This is a genomic window from Mycobacterium sp. SMC-2, assembly GCF_025263485.1.
In the GTDB taxonomy this organism is placed as follows: Bacteria; Actinomycetota; Actinomycetes; order Mycobacteriales; family Mycobacteriaceae; genus Mycobacterium.
In genome coordinates this window covers 4,203,830-4,220,261 of the sequence record NZ_CP079863.1, presented here as the reverse complement: position 1 = coordinate 4,220,261, position 16,432 = coordinate 4,203,830, and the positions used below count along the sequence as shown (strand labels likewise).

Sequence of the window (16,432 nt, the reverse complement as noted above, 5' to 3'; positions counted from 1 at the left end):
GCCGACAAAATATGTATGACCTCGGCTGATGCTTGACATTTCAGTTCCGGGTGATGCCTGACAGTGTTTCGGCTGATGGTTGACAGTTACTTCGGTTGATCCTTGACACTCCCTAGATGAGGGAGTTGAGCGTGGCTGAGCAGCGGTATCAGGCCGTGTTGGCGGTGATCAGTGATGGGTTGTCGATCTCGCAGGTCGCCGAGAAAGTTGGGGTGTCGCGTCAGACGCTGCACGCCTGGTTGGCCCGGTATGAGGCCTCGGGCCTGGAGGGGCTGGTGGATCGGTCGCATCGACCGGTGTCGTGTCCGCATCAGATGCCGGCCGCGGTGGAGGCCGCGCTGTTGGAGTTGCGTCGGTCGCGGCCGTATTGGGGGCCGCGGCGGTTGGTATTCGAGCTGGCCAAGCGCCGCATAGGGCCGGCGCCCTCGGAGTCGGCGGCGTACCGGGCGTTGGTGCGCGCGGGCATGATTGACCCGAGCCTGCGGGATCGGCGCTCACGCAAGTGGAAACGCTGGGAACGCGGCACCGCGATGGAGTTGTGGCAGATGGACATCGTGGGTGGCTTTCCATTGGCCGATGGCACTAGCGCCAAAGCGTTGACCGGAATTGATGATCACTCCCGGATGTGTGTCTGCGCGCGGTTGATGGCCCGCGAGCGTACCCGCGCGGTCTGCGAGGGACTACGTGGGGCGCTGGCCACGTACGGGGTCCCCGAGCAGATCTTGACCGATAACGGCAAGGTGTTCACTGGCCGGTTCAACCACCCGGTGGTGGAAGTGCTCTTCGACCGGATCTGCCGCGAAAACGGGATCGAGCACCTGCTGACCCAGCCGCGCAGCCCTACCACCACTGGCAAGATTGAGCGCTTCCACCGCAGCATGCGTGCGGAGTTCCTCAGCAACAGGCCAGCTTTCGCCAACTTAAAGGCAGCGCAGCAGGCCCTTGATGAGTGGGTGGACTACTACAACACCACCCGCCCGCATCAATCGCTGGACATGGCCACCCCGGCACAACGGTTTACCCTCGCCGCGACCCCCGCGACATCACCGCCGAGGGCCGAACAAGTCGGCGCTGATCGCAGCGGTGATGACTGGGTCAGCCGCCGGGTGTGTGTCAACGGCATCGTGTGCGTGTCCTGGCAGCAAGTCAGCGTTGGGCGCCACTACGCCGGCGCCCGCTGCGATGTCCACGTCGATGGTGACCTGCTGCGGTTTTGGATCGGCGACCAACTCGTCAAAACCGCCGCCCGCACCAGCTCCGGAGAGGTACGAAACAAGCGGGCCTTGCGCACCAGCGCAGGCGCCTAACACACAACAAGAGTGTCAAGGATCAACCGAAACAGAAACGTCAAGAATCAACCGACTCTGAACAGCCCCACCTGAAATATGTATGACCTCGGCTGATGGTTGACATTTTGTCTTCGGGTGATGTCTGACAGTGTTTCGGTTGATCCTTTACAGTCCATCAGGCTCGCGGCGGTCGGTGTCAGATCACGTAAGGCGCGATCAGCGTGGTGGCACCCAGCACCACCAATCCGATCAAGAAGGCGACGATCGTAAAACCCATCACCTGGCGGACATTGAGTTTCGCAATCGCAAGCAGCGGCAGCAACCAGAATGGCTGGATCATGTTCGCGACGCCTTCGCCGACGGCAACTGCCATGGAAATCAATCCGAGATAGCCCGGCGAGCGCTGGCCGATCGCCAGCGCCGAGTCGACCGCGATCGGGCCCTGCACGGCCCAGTGCCCGCCGCCCGACGGCACGAACAAGCTGATGACCAAGGAGCCGACGAAGGTCAGGAACGGCAGTGTGTACTGCGTCGCGCCGCCAACCACTGCCTCGGCCAGCAGCGTCTGCAGCGGCTTGGCGCCCTCAATCGCGCGATAACCCAGCAGGCCAACCAGGCCGCCGTACAGCGGATACTGCAGGAGCAGCGGACCGGACACCTTCGCCGCGCCGGTAAATGCCCGGATGAACCGGATCGGTGTGCGGTGCAGCAGCGCGCTCGTGATCGTGAACAACATGATCATCGACGAGATGTTCAGCGCGAAACCGCTGATGCAGAAATAAGCAATCCCCGCGGCGAATACGAGGACATTCAGGATCCACAGGTTTTCCAGCCATTCAGCAAACGTCTTCTTGCCCTGGGCCGTAACCTCCGGCTGGTCCTCGTCTTCGAACACCGCGGGATCCGGCGCAAGGCTCTGCGCCGGCTCCATACGCCAGATGGCGAGCGCGAGCAGCCCGAGCGCGACGAGCGCCGACACCCAGCTATAGGGCTGGAAGATGGTCAGCTTCAGCGGCACGGTACTGCCGGTTATCTTGTGGATCACGTTGATTGGGCTGCCGGTGTCCGTGTTCGCCAGCGCGATCGACGACGAGAGCCCCTGTGTCCAGACGATGAAGCCCATAAACGCCGCCGCTATGAGGTAGCCGAAATGTGCGTCGGTGAAGCGCTTGGCGACCTGCCGCGCGACGAGCGCGCCGGCCACCAGACCGAGGCCCCAATTCAGCAGGGAGAGGACAGCGCTCACGCCGAAGCAGAGGAGGGCTCCCTGGACCTGGTTCCCCGGCTTGCTGGCGAGCGAGACGATGGCGCGCTTGAGGACCGGCGCCTCGGCGAGCGTGTATCCCGTCACCAGGATCAGGACCATCTGGAATGCGAACGTGAAGATGTTCTGGGATCCCCAGACACCGCCATACCACGCCTTGAGCATGCCGTTGACGGAGGCGCCCTTCACCAAAAGGGCGACCAGCGTGGCGACGATGACGGTGAGGATGACGGCGAAAAGATAAGGGTCCGGCATCAATCGTTCGACATACCGGACACACAGCGCGGTGAGGGACTGCATCACACCGTGGCGTTCGGGTTTGTTTTCGACGTCTGACGGCCGCAGCCGTTCGGGCCCGGCCTGTGGTGGCGTGCTCGAGGCCGTTGCGTCTATGCCGCTCGCCTCGGGGTCCTCGCTTGCGGCCTTCGGGTCTCCGCTCGTCTTCATTGACCTACCCTCGTCAGCTGTCCCAACGTTTGCCAACCGCATCAACTCTGGTCGAACCGGCTGATCTGGGCCGGATCACAAGAGCAAAGATCCCATGTTCCCGGGATCGAGCCGCACCCGCCCTACCGAGAATCCGTATCTCTCGCGACCACAGCCTCAACCCTCGACCGCGAACAGCGGCCACTCGCCCGCCACACCCTTGAGGGTGTGCTCGCCGCGAGCCGCAAAGCGCAGGCCCGACCCGGCGACCAGATCGACGACGGTGCGCGAGACGAGCACCTCGCCGGCCCCGGCCGCTGCCGCCACACGCGCCGCGATATGGACGGCGATGCCGCTGATGTCGTCGCCGCGCAGCTCGACCTCGCCCGTATGAACGCCCGCCCGCACTTCGAGACCCAGGCTCCGCAGCACGTCGCGGATCGCCATGGCGCAGCGGATCGCTCGGGCGGGTCCGTCGAACCGGGCGAGGAAGCCGTCGCCCGTCGTGTTGACCTCATCGCCGCGGAAGCGCTCGAGTTGGCGGCGGACCTGGGCGTCGTGCCTGCCGAGCAACTCCTTCCATCGCTCGTCTCCGAGCTCGACGGCTCGCTTCGTGGAGTCGACGATGTCGGTGAACAGCACGGTGGCCAGGACGCGCTCGACCGCAGGCAACGGCCGGACACCGGTGAGAAACTCCTCGATCTCGTCGAGCACGGCGTCGGCGTCGCCCGTGAAGAACAGGTGGTCGGTGCCGTCGACCTCGACGAATTTGGCCCCGGCGATGCGGTCGGCGAGGTAGCGACCCATCTCGACAGTCACCATCCGGTCGTCCCGCCGATGGACCACGAGCGTCGGCACCTGGATCGCGGGCAGCACGTCGCGGATGTCCAATTGCGGATAAAGCGCAAATATGTTGCGGACCATGCCCGGGCTGGCGGCCATGCGCTGCAGCCGGCCCCACCACCGCCGCAGTTCGGCGTCGCCCCGCCGGCTCGGAGCCCAACCACCCAGTCCAATGCCCTCACCCCAGCCCTTGGCGCTCAACTCGACCAACGCCGACAGCTGCTCCTCGGTAACGCCGAGCGGGTAGTCGGGCGCTCGGAGCAGCCGGGAGAACGTGCCGTATAGGACGAGCGCCTTCACCCGGTCGGGGTGGCTGGCCGTCATCAGCATCGCCATCGTGCCACCTTCGGAAATGCCCACCAGGTCGGCACTTTCACATCCGGCCGCGTCCATAACGGCGCGCAGGTCGTCGACGGACTCTTCCAACGTCGGCGCGTCGGTCGCCGGATCCGAGAGGCCTGTGCCTCGCTTGTCGAATGTGACCACGCGCCGGAAGGAGGCAAGCCGGGAAAAGAAGTGGACGACCGATGGCTCTTCCCACATGATCTCGAGGTGCGAGATGAAGCCGGGCGCGACCACGAGGTCGGGCCCTTTCCCGGTCACGGAGTAGGCGATGTTCAGGTCACCGCTCTTGGCATAGTGAATGTCCGGTGCCCTGCCCGCGACGTTCATGGCCAAACACTACGCTGCCTGGGCCTCGCCGCCCCAGTCATTCCGCTGGTCAATAGCGGTTCAGGCCAGCAGCGCTGCCAGGTCGACGCGGGGCACCTTGACTTGGTGTGGCCCGGCGTTGTCCTGGACCACCTGGTCTTGGCCGAAGAAGAAGATCACCGCCTCGTTCGTGATCGCGAAGTTTTGGTAGGTCTTCTCATCGAGTTCGGCTGTCGGCGCGTCCAACTCGCGCCGCACGATCGGGTTGAGGACATCAAGCGGTTTCGTACCGGGCTTGAATAACGTGTCGAACGTGATCGCGGTGTGCTTGGCGAGGTCAAAGTTGAACGCCCGGAAAGTGGTGTTTGGGTGGCCTTCGTGGGCCAGGCCGGTGTCGTTGTCGATCTTGAGCACCAGGCTTTGGGTGCCCGCGCCCGGGGTTCCCGACCGAAACGTCTTGGCGGTGACGATGTATTGATACGGCCGGCCACGCTTCTGTTGCGGTCCCACCTCGGCGACCCAGTCGACGAAGTCGTCGCGGTCCCGTTTCAGGAATGCGCCGACGGCCGACATGTCCGGGTAGTCGATGGGAAAGCTCATCTCGGTCTGGTAGGTGGATGTCGCATTCCGCACGTGGCAGATGCCGTCGGGACCAACGGTTCCGCCGAGATCGACGCACATCGACTGTCCTTGCGCCGCAACGGACGTGGTAGCCGCCGTCGACGTGGTCTGACGAATGTTGCTTGACGTACCGCACCCCGCCGCACAGGCGATCACCGCCGTCGCGGCGAGGGCCACAAATGGGCGGTGGGTTGTCGCTTTCATTTCGCGTTTCCTTCTCGGGGTGGGTCAGATATCGGGGTGCTTGGGGAACATCTTGCGTGACGGGCCGCGGCGTCTCAGTAAGGTGCCTCGACGCCGTCCCGCGCCATGGTCAGGTCGCCGCAACTGATGTCGCCCGCCGTGGTCCAGGCTGGGTCCTGATCCGACGTCGCGGAAACCGTATCGGAGCGGCCGATCGTGGCCGTCGCGCCATTCAGGACGATCTCGGTGCGGCGCACACTCAACAGCGGTTGGTCGCGTTCGTCCCGCATTTGCAGCAACCCGACCAGGCGACGGCCGTCGCCCAAGTCGCTGCAGCCGATGCCGTCGCCGTTGCCCATCCGGTGCCCAATGTCTAAACGGAACGACGCGCCCCGCTGATCGACGACCGGGGTGATGGTGCAACCCGAGACCGCGTGGAGGATTGCCTCCCGCCCGGTGTAGACGATGATCTGGTGGTTGCCGTCCTGTTGGGCGTCGATCAGCAGCGCGGGTCGCTGAAGGGGGCTGGGGCTGTGTATCTCTGCCTGGCCGTAGCCGTGGGCGGTGGAGATGCCGACGATCGTGTTGGTGAGCCACAGCGTGGCGGGCTGGCCATAAACATCGCTGACATCTCTGCTCGCCGCGCCGGGCGGTGGCCCGCCCGACCCGCACCCCGCGTCCGCGAGTGCGGGCGGCGCGACGCCGACACCGAATGGCGCCATCGCGATGGCGAGTAGACCCGAAAGCTTTGGATTCATCTTTGTTCTCCTGTTTGAGTGTGGTTCAACCCGTTGGGTACGGCCTTCAGTTATGCGGCGAAAAGGATTGGTCGCCAAGCGTTATCCGCCGAGCATCAGGCAGCCGCAAGTTTGAGCACGTTGTGGTTGCCGACGTCGGTGACGTAGACACTGCCCGCGGCGTCCACCGCCACCCGTACAGGCTGATTGAGGCCGGTGAACGGAAGCACGATTGGCTTGTCCGCCCCGGGCGCCAACTTCAGCACCTGCTTGCGCTCGGCGTCGACCACGTACACGCTTCCGGCGGAATCCACTGCCACACCTACAACGCTGCCGAGATCGAACGGCAGCTCCGTTGGGGTGTCGGCCCGCGCCGTCAGCTTCAGCACCCGGTTGAAGTCGCCCACGTACACGTTTCCGGCGGCGTCCACCGCCATTCCGCCGAGGCCGAGGATGTGGGTGAACGGCAACACCGTCGGGGCGTGCGACCCGGGTTCCGACTTCACCACGTGGACGGGCACACAGCACCCACCAACGGGGTACACCCCACCGCCGTCGATACCGTAAGCGGCGCCGGCGGTATTCACTGCTAGTACCTCGCCGCGCAAGCCGAGATCGGGCAACGGCAGCACGGTCTGGATGTCCGAGCCGGCCGCCAGCTTCACCAGTTGTTGGTTTGCGGCGTCGATGACCCACACGGCGCCCGCGGAGTCCGCCGCCAGGTCGGCATGAACGAACTGCGGCAACACCGTAGGGTTGTTCGATCCTGCCGGCAGCTTGATCACGCGGGTGGTCACGTAGGGGTGTCCCGCTTCGTCTTCGGAGTGATGAAGGTCGGCGACGTACACGTTGCCCACGGCGTCCACCGCCAGATCGCGGGGACTCTCGAGGCCGGTGAAGGGCAGCAGGGTCTGTCGGGGCGCCGGTGCCGGCGTCGGGGCCATCGCCCGCGGCGACGGTGGTGTTCCGCTGCATCCGCTCATGCCGAAGGCGCTGACCGCTAGTAGGACCAAAGCCGCGATTTTGCGCCGCATCATCGTGCTGCCAACTTCACGACTCGGCCGAAGCCGCTGCGGTCGAGGACGTAGACATTGCCGCCGCCATCCACCGCCACAGCGTTGGGTCCGTTGAGACCGGTGAACGGCAGCACGGTCGCGTCGTTTGACCCCGCCGGCAACTTGAGCACCTGCTTGCCTTCGCTGTCCGTGACATACAAGTCACCGGCGGAGTCGACCGCAATGGAGCCGTTATGGCCGTCGACCGGCAGCACGGTCTGGTCGCGAGATCCGGCCGGCAGCTTAAGCATCCGTTTGTTGCTCGGGTCCGAGACGAACACAGTGCCAGCGCCGTCCACCGCAACGCCGCCGGGCCACCTGAGGCCGGTGAACGGCAGCACGGTCTGTTCGTTGGAGCCTGCCGCCAGCTTGACGACCCGCACCTTGCTGTCGGTGACGTAAACGTCGCCGCGGCCGTCCACCGCGACATTGCGCGGATTCTCCAGGCCCGTAAACGGCAGCACCGCTTGCTCGTTCGATCCGGCCGGCAGCTTCAGCACCCGGTTGTTGGCCGCATCGGTGACGAACACATCGCCGGCGCTGTCCACCGCGACACCGGCGGGTCTATTCAGGCCCGTGAACGGCAGTACCGTCTGCTCGTTCGATCCGGCCGGCAGCTTCAGCACCCGGTCATTCCATGAGTCGGTGAGATAGACGTTGCCGATCGCGTCCGCCGCCAGGTTGCTCGGATAGGTGAGACCTTTGAAAGGCAACACCGCTTGTCGGGGTGTCGGCATATTCGACGGAGCCGTTGAGTCATGCGAAACGGTGAAGGGCAAGTCAGCCTTGCCGATCTGAACGAGTGGATGAGGAGTCACGGCCACGGCCTCCACACCGCCCGCGCCGTCGGTCATTGCGGTGTCGAGGGCGATCCGATACCGCAGCGTCACGGATTTGCCCTTCGGCAGCCCCTGTACGTTGTCGTACGCCATGAGGTAGTCCATTCCGGTGCCCATGGACGGATAGTGGGACTGGATCCAGGCGTTGGTGGCCGGGTCGAAGCGCTCGACGCTCCCCTCGGTGATTCCCAAATTGTTTGTCGCGCAACTGCAGCGCTCGAGCACCAGTACGACGCCGACCTTCGGGTAGTCGACGGGGGAGTCGTTGCATAGCGTCACATCGACCTCGGTTGGTGGGTCGCCGGGCTTGACGGTCCCCGACGGGATGCCGCTCAGCGCGACGGAGACCCTACCCACCTCGGGCACCGGTCTTAACTCTTCGACGCTCGGCACCGGCGCGGAGGACGGGTTGACCGCGCAGCGGGTGGGGCTCGCGCCAGACGGCCCCGCGTTGGGTCCGCTCGTCGAGCATGCGCCGAGCGAGATCGTTGCCGCAAATGTCGCCGTCGCAATCAAAATGCGCCTCGTAAGTTGTTGGCGGCGCGTAGTTTTGGTCATGTTGATCGCTCCTGATTACCGCTGGCCCGGGTAGGGCACCGCATTGATGACGCCGCCGCCGTTGACGGGCGGACCGAGCAGCACGGTTGAGGTGCCGGTCGCCGGGTTGTAGTCGATGAGCGCCTGGCCGCCCCCGCAGCCCGCCCTGGCTTTGAGGTCGAGGTTGCCCCCGTTGACGCCGATCACGACGACGCTGTCGCCTTTCACGCCGGGTACCGAGACCTTCGATGTCGTGCCGTCGTCGTTGAGCTTGGCAAGATAGACCACGCCGCACGCGCCGGCTGCCTGCACGTACGTCCCGGCCGGGAGTTGCCACGCGTTCAAGTCGCCGTAATCGGGGCCGTGCCCGGTGTTCGGCGCGGTGAGAGCGGTCGGTTTCCCGCCGTCGATGGGCACCAGCCACAGCTGCGATCCGGCGGAGCTATCGCAGCGGGTGAGGGCGATCGTCGAGCCGGCGTCCCACCACCGCGTCGGTGAGCAGTCCTTCTGCCCGGCGATCGGCAGCGCTTTGCCTGGGACGCCGTCGTTGCCCATGAGGCCCAGACCGGACGCCGTCCCCAGCACCAACTGCGTGCCGTCTGGTGTGGCGAGATATCCCCGGTAGTCCGGGCCGACCGGGTACGTCAGCTGATGGTTGCCGGCAAGGTCGACTCTTTGAAGCGACCCAGGCCCCGCCATCTCCCACCTGTCCAGGAATAACGCCTTGCCGCTGGGGCGGGTGTACCGAGGGTTTGGATGAGTGCCTTCGACGGTGAACGTCTTCTGCGTGCCGCTGCGCAAGTTGACCTCGGTGATGACGGTCTGGCCCTTCTCGATATTGGAGAACAGGGCGCGGGTCCCGTCACCCGACCAGTCGACCAGCTTCGGGCTGTCACCGTCGCCCGGAGGCGGGAAGGTGGTAATCGGGTAGCGGCCGCCCGCCGGGTCGACCAGATACAGCGTGGTGGCGGCCGTCCGCCATGTTGGTGAGCCGGGGGGCGGTGACTCGCCGTGGTGCAAGCCGGGAACCGGGCTCCACATCGCGAGCATCCAACCCGGACCGACCTGCGACCACGGGACGGCCCCGAGCGGGGCCTCGACGCCGTGGGCCGCCATCGCCTCGGGCCCCGCGTGTGCCGTGGGTGGGAGCGTGATCGTTGCCGAGCCTGTCGCTAGTGCCATCAGCGCGAGCGTCATCGACGTCGTTCGTCGTACAAGCCGGGTCCGCTGACGCAGGTGGCGTGACGTTGTGGCCATCTTCGTGTCCTTCGGTAAATGGGCCGTGGTTCCGCTGGGCCGCGCTGCCCGGTCGCACAAAGCCTGCGGCGGATGCCTTGCGCATTTCTTGCGCGGATCTTGTGCCTGGTTGCCGACCCCGTCGTGGTGGCTTTGCGGCAAACATGTGCACCGGCTGGCCGCCAGGGGAGATACTGCCTCGATAACCGAGGAATCGAGGCGGATGGCGGTGGACGCGCGCGTCGGTACGACGTTCGGCAAGTACGACATCACGCGCCGCATCGGCAAGGGCGGCGGCGGGGTGGTGTACGAGGCCTACGACACCGACAAGAGGCGAACCGTCGCGCTCAAGGTGCTCGCCGAAGAGTCCTCAGCTAACGCCACCTTCCGGACCAGGTTCCAGCGGGAGTCCGAGGCGGCGGCGATGCTGCAAGAGCCGCACGTCATTCCCATCCACGACTGGGGCGAGATCGACGGCAACCTTTACATTGATATGCGGCTGGTCCAGGGACAGACGCTTCTTGACCTCATCGCGGAGGGACCGCTGGCGCCCGCACGGGCGGTGGCCATCATCACTCAAGTCGCCGCCGCGCTGGACGCGGCACACGCCGAGGGATTGATCCACCGCGACGTCAAGCCGCAGAACATCCTCGTCACCCCTGCGGATTTCGTGTATCTCGTCGACTTCGGCATCGCGCAGACCATGTCCGATCCCCGCCTGACGACGGTCGGCAGTCAGATCGGCACGTTGAATTACATGGCGCCCGAACGGTTTAACGACAAGGTGACCACACGCGCTGTAGACGTCTACTCGCTGGCATGCGTTTTGTACGAGTCGCTGACCGCTGAGGCCCCGTTCGCCGGTGACAGCCTTGAGCATGTGGTGGCGGCCCACCTCGCCGTGCCGCCGCCGCGGCCGAGCGCCGCCAATAGGCGCGTTCCCCCGGCGTTCGACGAAGTCGTCGCCCGCGGCATGGCCAAACGCCCCGGTGAGCGGTACGCAACGGCGGGTGACCTTGCCAGCGCCGCGCAGCACGCATTGGAAAGCTCGTCGGCTGACGGGGACCGCACGCGGCCGTTCGCGACCGCCGTGGTGCCGTCCGACGGCCCGACAGACCGACGCACCGATGGGGAAGAACGCCGGCGCAGCTGGGTGCTCCCGACCGTGATCGGGGTCGCGGCGGGCCTGATTGTCGCGGGCACCGTCATCGGACTTCTCACCCATCGGTCGACTGGGCAACAGCAGGCACCGCCGCCACGCGCCGTCCAGCCTCCCCTAATCACCGGACCCGACCTCAGTAGCCTGCATCAGTCCTGCGACCAAGGGTTCTCGTTGCCGGCGGCTACGGGCTTCGGCACCCATGCCGGACGTGGGACTCCCGAAACCTCATGCCTTTTCGCCAATAGCGTGCTGACGTCGTACTGGGCTGAATACGGCGACGCCAGCCCGCTGCCGCGCGCCGTCTCGGCGCCCGGCGCGGTTGACTGCAAGACCGTGCCCGGTGCGCTGTGCACCGGCTCGAACTTCCTCATGCACTGCCAGCAGCGCCCCGCGGAAAGCTGGATCACCTGCATCGGGGGCAGCAGCGCCCGCGTATACCTGTGGTGACGGCGCGGGCCGGCACGACAATGGGTTTCAACCACCACCGAGCTGAAAGGATTACCACCGCGATGGGCCAGAACGCTCTCCGGTTCGGAGTGTTGGGACCGTTGCAGATAAGTGCCGACGGCAACGAGCTGCCACTGGGACCGGCAAAGCAACGGGCGGTGCTGGCCACGCTCTTGATCAACCGAAATCGCACAGTCTCGATTGACTCGCTGATTGACGCTGCCTGGCGCCAGTGCCCACCACCGGAGGCTCGGGGTAGCCTGCACGCGCACGTGTCCAGGCTCCGCCGATTGGTCAGCAGTGCCGGCGTGGATGCCGCCGCCGTTCTGGCCAGCGCCCAGCCGGGGTATCGGCTGAACGTCCCCGACGAGGCTTGCGACGTCGACCGCTTCGCCATCGCGCAGAAAGCGGGAATTGAGGCGGCCGCGGCGGGCAGGTTCGAACAGGCCAGCGGCCACCTATCGGCCGCACTGGCCGAGTGGCGCGGCCCGGTGCTCGAGGATCTGCGGGACTTTGAATTCGTCGATGCCTTCGCCGCCGCGCTCGCGGAGGACAAGCTGGTGACGCTGACGGTGCGGGCAGAGGCTGAAATCGCTTGCGGGCGAACTCACTCCATCATCGGAGAGTTGGAAAGGCTCGTGGCCGAGCACCCCTACCGAGAACCGCTGTGGGCACAGTTGATAACCGGCTACTATCTGGCGGAACGCCAATACGATGCACTGGACGCATACGGTCGGCTGAAGGCTTTGCTCGCCGACGATCTGGGCATCGACCCTGGGCCTACGTTGCGGAGTCTGCATGAGAAGGTCCTTCGCCAAGAGCCGCTGGACGTCAAGCACGCGGCCCGCGCAACCGCTAAGCGTGCCGCCGGCACCTTCCAGTGGCGCACCGGACGCGGCCGCGGGTCCACCGTTGGCCATCTGCGCGACGCCGCCGGACGTCGTTATCCGCTGGTAGGGACAGCCACCAGGATCGGGCGCCTTCCCGAGAATGACATCGCACTCGACGATGACACCGTCAGCCGTTTCCACGCGGTGATCGTCGACACCGGTAACAGCTTTGTCATTACAGATCTGCAGTCAGCCAACGGAGTCGATGTAGCGGGCCGGCGGATCCGCACCAGCGCGACGCTGGCCGATGGCGACCGCATTCGCATCTGCGACCACGAATTCACGTTCGAAGTCGGTGCCAGCTGAAGAAGCCCTGAGATACATTGCCTGCCCGCGCTTGCGGGGCGTTGCCGGCGACTCCGTAGCGGGCGTTGCCCCAGTGCCCCGATCCTCAGATCGGCATGTTCCGCAGAATGTCGAGTGCTTGTTGCATGTGGGTGTCCCCTTGGCTCAGGTACGACGAGGCCTGGTTCAAGTCGCTCGCGGTTCCGCTGTGCACTGCTGCATCGCAGTACACGGCTCCTGCGTGATAGTCGTTCATAGCGGCTTGCAGCACGTTGGTAAGAGCCGGGTCGGGGGAAGGCAAGTCAGCCGCCATACCCTCCGTCGCGTCGTGCAATGCCGCACAGGCGTCGTGGAGGGCGGGCAGATCGCCGGTTCGCGCCGCGATGGACGCGTCTTCGAAGGCGTCCTGCATCTGATGCACGTGCACGCTGCTTCGCGACCACCAGTCAAGCCAGGATGTCGCGGCACTGGCCGTTGCTGCTGAGCCAAGGCTCGCGAGTATCGCGGCGGCGACAACCGCCCCCGCTATGCGGTAAACCGGCCCGGCGTTGACTTGGATGCGGTTGAACATGACGCGAATTCCTCCCTCTCGCGGCGACAGAGCGGCGGCAGGTTCGGTGCGGCCTTTGCCTGCTTGCGCCCGGAAATAAGTTGTCTGATGTGGCATATCGCTTACCTGCGGGGCCCGACTAGGGCCATTAGTCCTGGCGCGGTCTTCTAAGCCAAGAAGTACGGCACACACGCTTGCGGAGAACCGCACTTGGTCCGCGGCTTCGAACCCGCCCGCCCCTGCACGATCGACGGCTAGATTGGCCCTATGCGGGTTGTTCGCCTGTTCGGAGTCGTCTCGGCATTCCTCACAGCGGGGCTGCTGCTGGCAAACCCCGCCGCCGCGCAACCGCCGTCCAAGCTCACGGATCACATCACTGACAGCACCGGGGTGTTGACGAATCCCGGTCGGGCAGCGGTCAGCTCGGCGATCGACCGGCTTTACCGCGATCGGCACATTCAACTGTGGGTGGTCTACGTCGACAACTTCTCCCGGTTCAAACCCGACAACTGGGCCACTCAAACTCGCAGTGCCAGCGGCATGGGCGACCACGACGCGCTGCTGGCCGTGGCCACGAACACCAAGCTGTACGCGTTCTCCGTGCCGCCGCAGGTGCAAGGTCTCACCGCAGCCGAGCTAAACAGTTTGCGGAGTAACCAAATTGAGCCTGCGGTGGCCGCGAAAGATTGGAGCGGTGCCGCGGTCGCCGCAGCTGACGGGCTGAACCGAGCGGCAAGCTCGTCAAAGCCGACCGGGTTGCGGATCGTGATCGGCGTCATCGTCGTTGTGGTCGTCGTCGCGGTGTTTTTCCTGCTCTATCGCCGATACCGCCGTCGGCGGGCCGACGCTGGCGATGGGCGGGTAACCATTGAAGGGCGCGACGTTTCATTGGGGCAGGCGTTATCCACCGCGGACGCCCGACTGCGCCAAGTCTCCGACTATGTCGCCAGGCATCGCGACAGCGTTGGCGCCCCGACGCAGAACCGGTTCGAAGAGGCGAAACGGTATTTGGCAGCGGCGCGCGGCAAGGAAGCAACAAATAGCGCCGAAGCAATCGCCTACGCCAACAGGGCGTCGACGCTGGCCGCTCAGGCGCAGACGTTGGCGAACGCCGACGTGCTGGCGGCGCACCGCACGCGGCGGGGCCGAGGCACTGCATCTCCGCGATGATTGGTGGGGCCGCTAGGCTTGCTAGAAGCACCCGCTTACATGAACTCGACGGCCGCCTCCGACGCAGACATTCACCGGTGGCGGTGGGGGCGGAAAGTCTTGCGGCAGTGGCGCATACGCATCCGGTGGTGGCACGTTGGCGTTGATTGTGTCGGCGATGTTGGTGCACCCGCTCACCGAAACACGCCTGCCGACGCTTGCGCACACGTCCGCGTTGGCCACGCCGGGTGGCTGCACCACGGCATAGAGCTCGGGAATCGCGGCAAGGGCCAACATCGCAATCCCCCCGGCCGTCCACGACCGTACCCACGCATTCATCGGGATCTCCTTCCCTCGCAGCGGGTCTGATCGCTCAGGAAGTCGCGCCGGCCTGCCCGACCAGCGGTGTCCACTGGCAGCGTTGCCTGATGTCAGCCAGTGGCTGACGGATGTTCTCAAGATCTGCCTGCTCCTGTGGGTTGGCGTTGAAGTACGACTGCACGTCGTCGCGAATCTGATCTTTGGGCCGATCCTGCAGGTCGGTGTAGAAGCCGTTGAGGTCCGGATGGGTGAACAGGTAGGCCGACAGCGCCGCGGCGACGCCGGCCGCGACGCCGGCCACGTCTGCCGCTGTGCAGTTGGGCGGCCGGGGCGGGGGATCCGCCGCGGCGGTCCCCGCCGTAGCACATAACAGCGTGCCGGTCACCGCGCCGGCACTGATGGCCCCGAGCAGTAGCCGACGCGGGATCAGATCTGCGAGGAACACAACGGCTCCCTTCGTTACGGCACGGTTCAGACTGAGTCGAGCAGTTGACATGGGATTAACTGTGGACAAGAGCGGGGTTCACTACGCGGGCCGAAAGTCACTACCACAACGGCCAAGCGTCACCATCCGATTTCGATGTCGCCCTCAGGTGCGGCTGCAAGCCATGGCTCGGCGACACTGGCGCGTCGCATGCTAGCGGGGCTGAGAGATGGCGAAGTGCATTGCGGCAAAAGAAGACAAGACCCCTCACCCCGTCGACCAGCACCGCTAAAGGTGGGGGATGCCGGGCAGAGGGGTGTGCGGGATAGGCACGACCGGAGGTCCGGCTGGTATCGGGGGACGTATGGCCGGGATCGGGGGCCCGGGCGGCCCGGCCGGAAGCGGCGGGGCCGGCGCGGGAACCCGGGGTGCGGGTCACGCAGGTTGTCGCGTATCGCCCCGGCTTCCAGCCTAACGTCGCGGCCAGGCAGGCGGGCCTGGCGCGGACGCGGCCGGGGGCCGGGTACACCCGGGGGGCTCGTTGGAGGTTCGAGTCCGCCAGCCAAAGCCCGTGGGCTGGCCGAACCGTCAGTCCCCCTCATCTGCACGCAATAGCGTGTGCACGACGCGGGTGCCGTCGTAGCGGAACTCGTGCGCCGGATGCCGGAGAGACTCGACAGTGCCATTTGCATGGACGATGACTCCGCCACCAGAGGGGATTCCGAGCCCGGTGGTCATTCCCTGCAAGGATTCGATCGTCCGGGATAGCCGCGCCCACCCGGCCCGCTCGTCGTGCACGTCGATGACCATGGGGACGAGATTGAACATATCGAGCAGCTCAGGTGCGGCGGACTCCGGTGTGCCGACAATTCCGTAGCGTCCGAGCTGGACCGCGCCGGCCGAAATGCCCACCAGGACCGCTCCCTTGGCGTAACGGGCCAGGATCACCTCCGTCATGCCGGTTCTCTCGAACGTGTCCCAGCCGAGAACCACATCGCCGCCTGCCAGGACGATCAACTGGGCAGTCTCCAGGAAGGCCCGGTCCTCCTGGCCGAATGACGAAACGATCATGCGACGGCCGGCGATTCCGATCGCATCCATTGCCGCCTCGAAGATTTCGTAGAACTCCGCCAAATCCCCGTTGGAGGCGCCGACGTATGCCGCGCTAATTGGTGTGTCGCAAGCTACTTCGTAGAGAGCCGCCTCGAGGAGCAGTCGGTCGCGCCGTTTCCAAAACAGCAGCTGACTGTCCGCCAGCAGATAGAGCGGTTGATGTTGTGGGGCAGACTCATTCACTAGCGCTGCCAAGTAGCGGCCTCGGTGAGGTGAGCTCGTCGAACCGCGCCAGCACGGCGTCGAGGTCTGCCTCGTCGAATAATTCGCAGCGGTCCATCCGGTCGCCGCGAACGGTCAAAAGTTGGATCACTCGCCACTCGGCGTCGAGTCCTTCTGGGGTCCCATGCGCCGCATAGGTGGCGACCGCTCCGAAACTGCTGAGCCGATGTACTGCCTCGATGTGAATC

The 16,432-nt window shown here is 65.5% G+C and carries 14 protein-coding genes and 1 pseudogene; 4 read left to right on the top strand and 11 right to left on the bottom strand.

Features of this window, described 5'->3' with window-relative positions:
* The first annotated feature begins 116 nt into the window (after window positions 1-116).
* Complete coding sequence (locus KXD96_RS19825) at window positions 117-1,307, top strand: IS481 family transposase (protein WP_260739059.1); 1,191 nt, start codon at window positions 117-119, stop codon at window positions 1,305-1,307.
* A 178-nt stretch (window positions 1,308-1,485) separates the two neighbouring features.
* Here KXD96_RS19825 and KXD96_RS19820 read toward each other — a convergent pair whose 3' ends face one another.
* The 7 genes and pseudogenes from KXD96_RS19820 to KXD96_RS19790 form a co-directional block, all read right to left on the bottom strand.
* Complete coding sequence (locus tag KXD96_RS19820) at window positions 1,486-2,853, bottom strand: TIGR00366 family protein (protein ID WP_313901664.1); 1,368 nt, start codon at window positions 2,851-2,853, stop codon at window positions 1,486-1,488.
* Between the two features lie 303 nt (window positions 2,854-3,156).
* Window positions 3,157-4,494 (bottom strand): adenylate/guanylate cyclase domain-containing protein, encoded by a 1,338-nt coding sequence (locus KXD96_RS19815; RefSeq protein ID WP_260739056.1) that lies wholly within the window; start codon window positions 4,492-4,494, stop codon window positions 3,157-3,159.
* A 60-nt stretch (window positions 4,495-4,554) separates the two neighbouring features.
* Window positions 4,555-5,298, bottom strand: a complete 744-nt coding sequence (locus KXD96_RS19810) for an esterase (RefSeq protein WP_260739054.1) — start codon at window positions 5,296-5,298, stop codon at window positions 4,555-4,557.
* Between the two features lie 74 nt (window positions 5,299-5,372).
* A complete protein-coding gene (locus KXD96_RS19805; RefSeq protein ID WP_260739052.1) occupies window positions 5,373-6,035 on the bottom strand; it encodes a hypothetical protein in 663 nt (220 codons plus the stop codon).
* Between the two features lie 95 nt (window positions 6,036-6,130).
* Window positions 6,131-7,051 (bottom strand): hypothetical protein, encoded by a 921-nt coding sequence (locus KXD96_RS19800; RefSeq protein ID WP_260739050.1) that lies wholly within the window; start codon window positions 7,049-7,051, stop codon window positions 6,131-6,133.
* A pseudogene (locus KXD96_RS28800) lies at window positions 7,048-7,785 on the bottom strand (NHL repeat-containing protein); the annotation flags it as partial. The gene KXD96_RS19800 and the pseudogene KXD96_RS28800, both read right to left, overlap by 4 nt.
* A 696-nt stretch (window positions 7,786-8,481) precedes the next feature.
* Window positions 8,482-9,627, bottom strand: a complete 1,146-nt coding sequence (locus tag KXD96_RS19790; RefSeq protein ID WP_260739047.1) for a hypothetical protein — start codon at window positions 9,625-9,627, stop codon at window positions 8,482-8,484.
* 277 nt (window positions 9,628-9,904) lie between these two features.
* On the opposite strand from KXD96_RS19790, the gene KXD96_RS19785 reads away from it, so the two are divergent.
* Together KXD96_RS19785 and KXD96_RS19780 are read left to right on the top strand one after the other, a co-directional pair.
* On the top strand, window positions 9,905-11,290 hold the full coding sequence (locus tag KXD96_RS19785; RefSeq protein ID WP_260739045.1) for a serine/threonine-protein kinase: 1,386 nt from the start codon (window positions 9,905-9,907) through the stop codon (window positions 11,288-11,290).
* Between the two features lie 62 nt (window positions 11,291-11,352).
* Window positions 11,353-12,486 (top strand): BTAD domain-containing putative transcriptional regulator, encoded by a 1,134-nt coding sequence (locus tag KXD96_RS19780; RefSeq protein WP_260739043.1) that lies wholly within the window; start codon window positions 11,353-11,355, stop codon window positions 12,484-12,486.
* Between the two features lie 85 nt (window positions 12,487-12,571).
* Here the strand turns inward: KXD96_RS19780 and KXD96_RS19775 are convergent, their stop codons facing one another.
* On the bottom strand, window positions 12,572-13,036 hold the full coding sequence (locus tag KXD96_RS19775; RefSeq protein ID WP_260739040.1) for a hypothetical protein: 465 nt from the start codon (window positions 13,034-13,036) through the stop codon (window positions 12,572-12,574).
* Window positions 13,037-13,282: 246 nt separating this feature from the next.
* Between KXD96_RS19775 and KXD96_RS19770 the strand changes: the two genes are divergently transcribed.
* Complete coding sequence (locus tag KXD96_RS19770) at window positions 13,283-14,185, top strand: YgcG family protein (protein ID WP_260739038.1); 903 nt, start codon at window positions 13,283-13,285, stop codon at window positions 14,183-14,185.
* 21 nt (window positions 14,186-14,206) lie between these two features.
* On the opposite strand, the gene KXD96_RS19765 is transcribed toward KXD96_RS19770, so the two are convergent.
* The 3 genes from KXD96_RS19765 to KXD96_RS19755 all read right to left on the bottom strand — a co-directional run bounded on the left by KXD96_RS19765 (window position 14,207) and on the right by KXD96_RS19755 (window position 16,205).
* Window positions 14,207-14,503 (bottom strand): hypothetical protein, encoded by a 297-nt coding sequence (locus KXD96_RS19765; protein ID WP_396877052.1) that lies wholly within the window; start codon window positions 14,501-14,503, stop codon window positions 14,207-14,209.
* A gap of 34 nt (window positions 14,504-14,537) precedes the next feature.
* Window positions 14,538-14,930 (bottom strand): heme-binding protein, encoded by a 393-nt coding sequence (locus KXD96_RS19760; protein WP_260739034.1) that lies wholly within the window; start codon window positions 14,928-14,930, stop codon window positions 14,538-14,540.
* 567 nt (window positions 14,931-15,497) lie between these two features.
* Entirely contained in the window at window positions 15,498-16,205 is a 708-nt protein-coding gene (locus tag KXD96_RS19755) for a Type 1 glutamine amidotransferase-like domain-containing protein (protein ID WP_260739033.1), read from the bottom strand.
* Between the last annotated feature and the right edge of the window lie 227 nt (window positions 16,206-16,432).

Excerpts from the sequence above, each read along its gene's own strand:
- KXD96_RS19770 (WP_260739038.1), top strand. The coding sequence starts at position 13,283 with ATGCGGGTTGTTCGCCTGTTCGGAGTCGTCTCGGCATTCCTCACAGCG.
- KXD96_RS19790 (WP_260739047.1), bottom strand. The coding sequence starts at position 9,627 with ATGGCACTAGCGACAGGCTCGGCAACGATCACGCTCCCACCCACGGCA.
- KXD96_RS19765 (WP_396877052.1), bottom strand. The coding sequence starts at position 14,503 with ATGAATGCGTGGGTACGGTCGTGGACGGCCGGGGGGATTGCGATGTTG.
- KXD96_RS19815 (WP_260739056.1), bottom strand. The coding sequence starts at position 4,494 with ATGAACGTCGCGGGCAGGGCACCGGACATTCACTATGCCAAGAGCGGT.
- KXD96_RS19805 (WP_260739052.1), bottom strand. The coding sequence starts at position 6,035 with ATGAATCCAAAGCTTTCGGGTCTACTCGCCATCGCGATGGCGCCATTC.
- KXD96_RS19825 (WP_260739059.1), top strand. The coding sequence starts at position 117 with ATGAGGGAGTTGAGCGTGGCTGAGCAGCGGTATCAGGCCGTGTTGGCG.
- KXD96_RS19785 (WP_260739045.1), top strand. The coding sequence starts at position 9,905 with ATGGCGGTGGACGCGCGCGTCGGTACGACGTTCGGCAAGTACGACATC.
- KXD96_RS19780 (WP_260739043.1), top strand. The coding sequence starts at position 11,353 with ATGGGCCAGAACGCTCTCCGGTTCGGAGTGTTGGGACCGTTGCAGATA.
- KXD96_RS19775 (WP_260739040.1), bottom strand. The coding sequence starts at position 13,036 with ATGTTCAACCGCATCCAAGTCAACGCCGGGCCGGTTTACCGCATAGCG.
- KXD96_RS19820 (WP_313901664.1), bottom strand. The coding sequence starts at position 2,853 with ATGCAGTCCCTCACCGCGCTGTGTGTCCGGTATGTCGAACGATTGATG.
- KXD96_RS19800 (WP_260739050.1), bottom strand. The coding sequence starts at position 7,051 with ATGATGCGGCGCAAAATCGCGGCTTTGGTCCTACTAGCGGTCAGCGCC.
- KXD96_RS19810 (WP_260739054.1), bottom strand. The coding sequence starts at position 5,298 with ATGAAAGCGACAACCCACCGCCCATTTGTGGCCCTCGCCGCGACGGCG.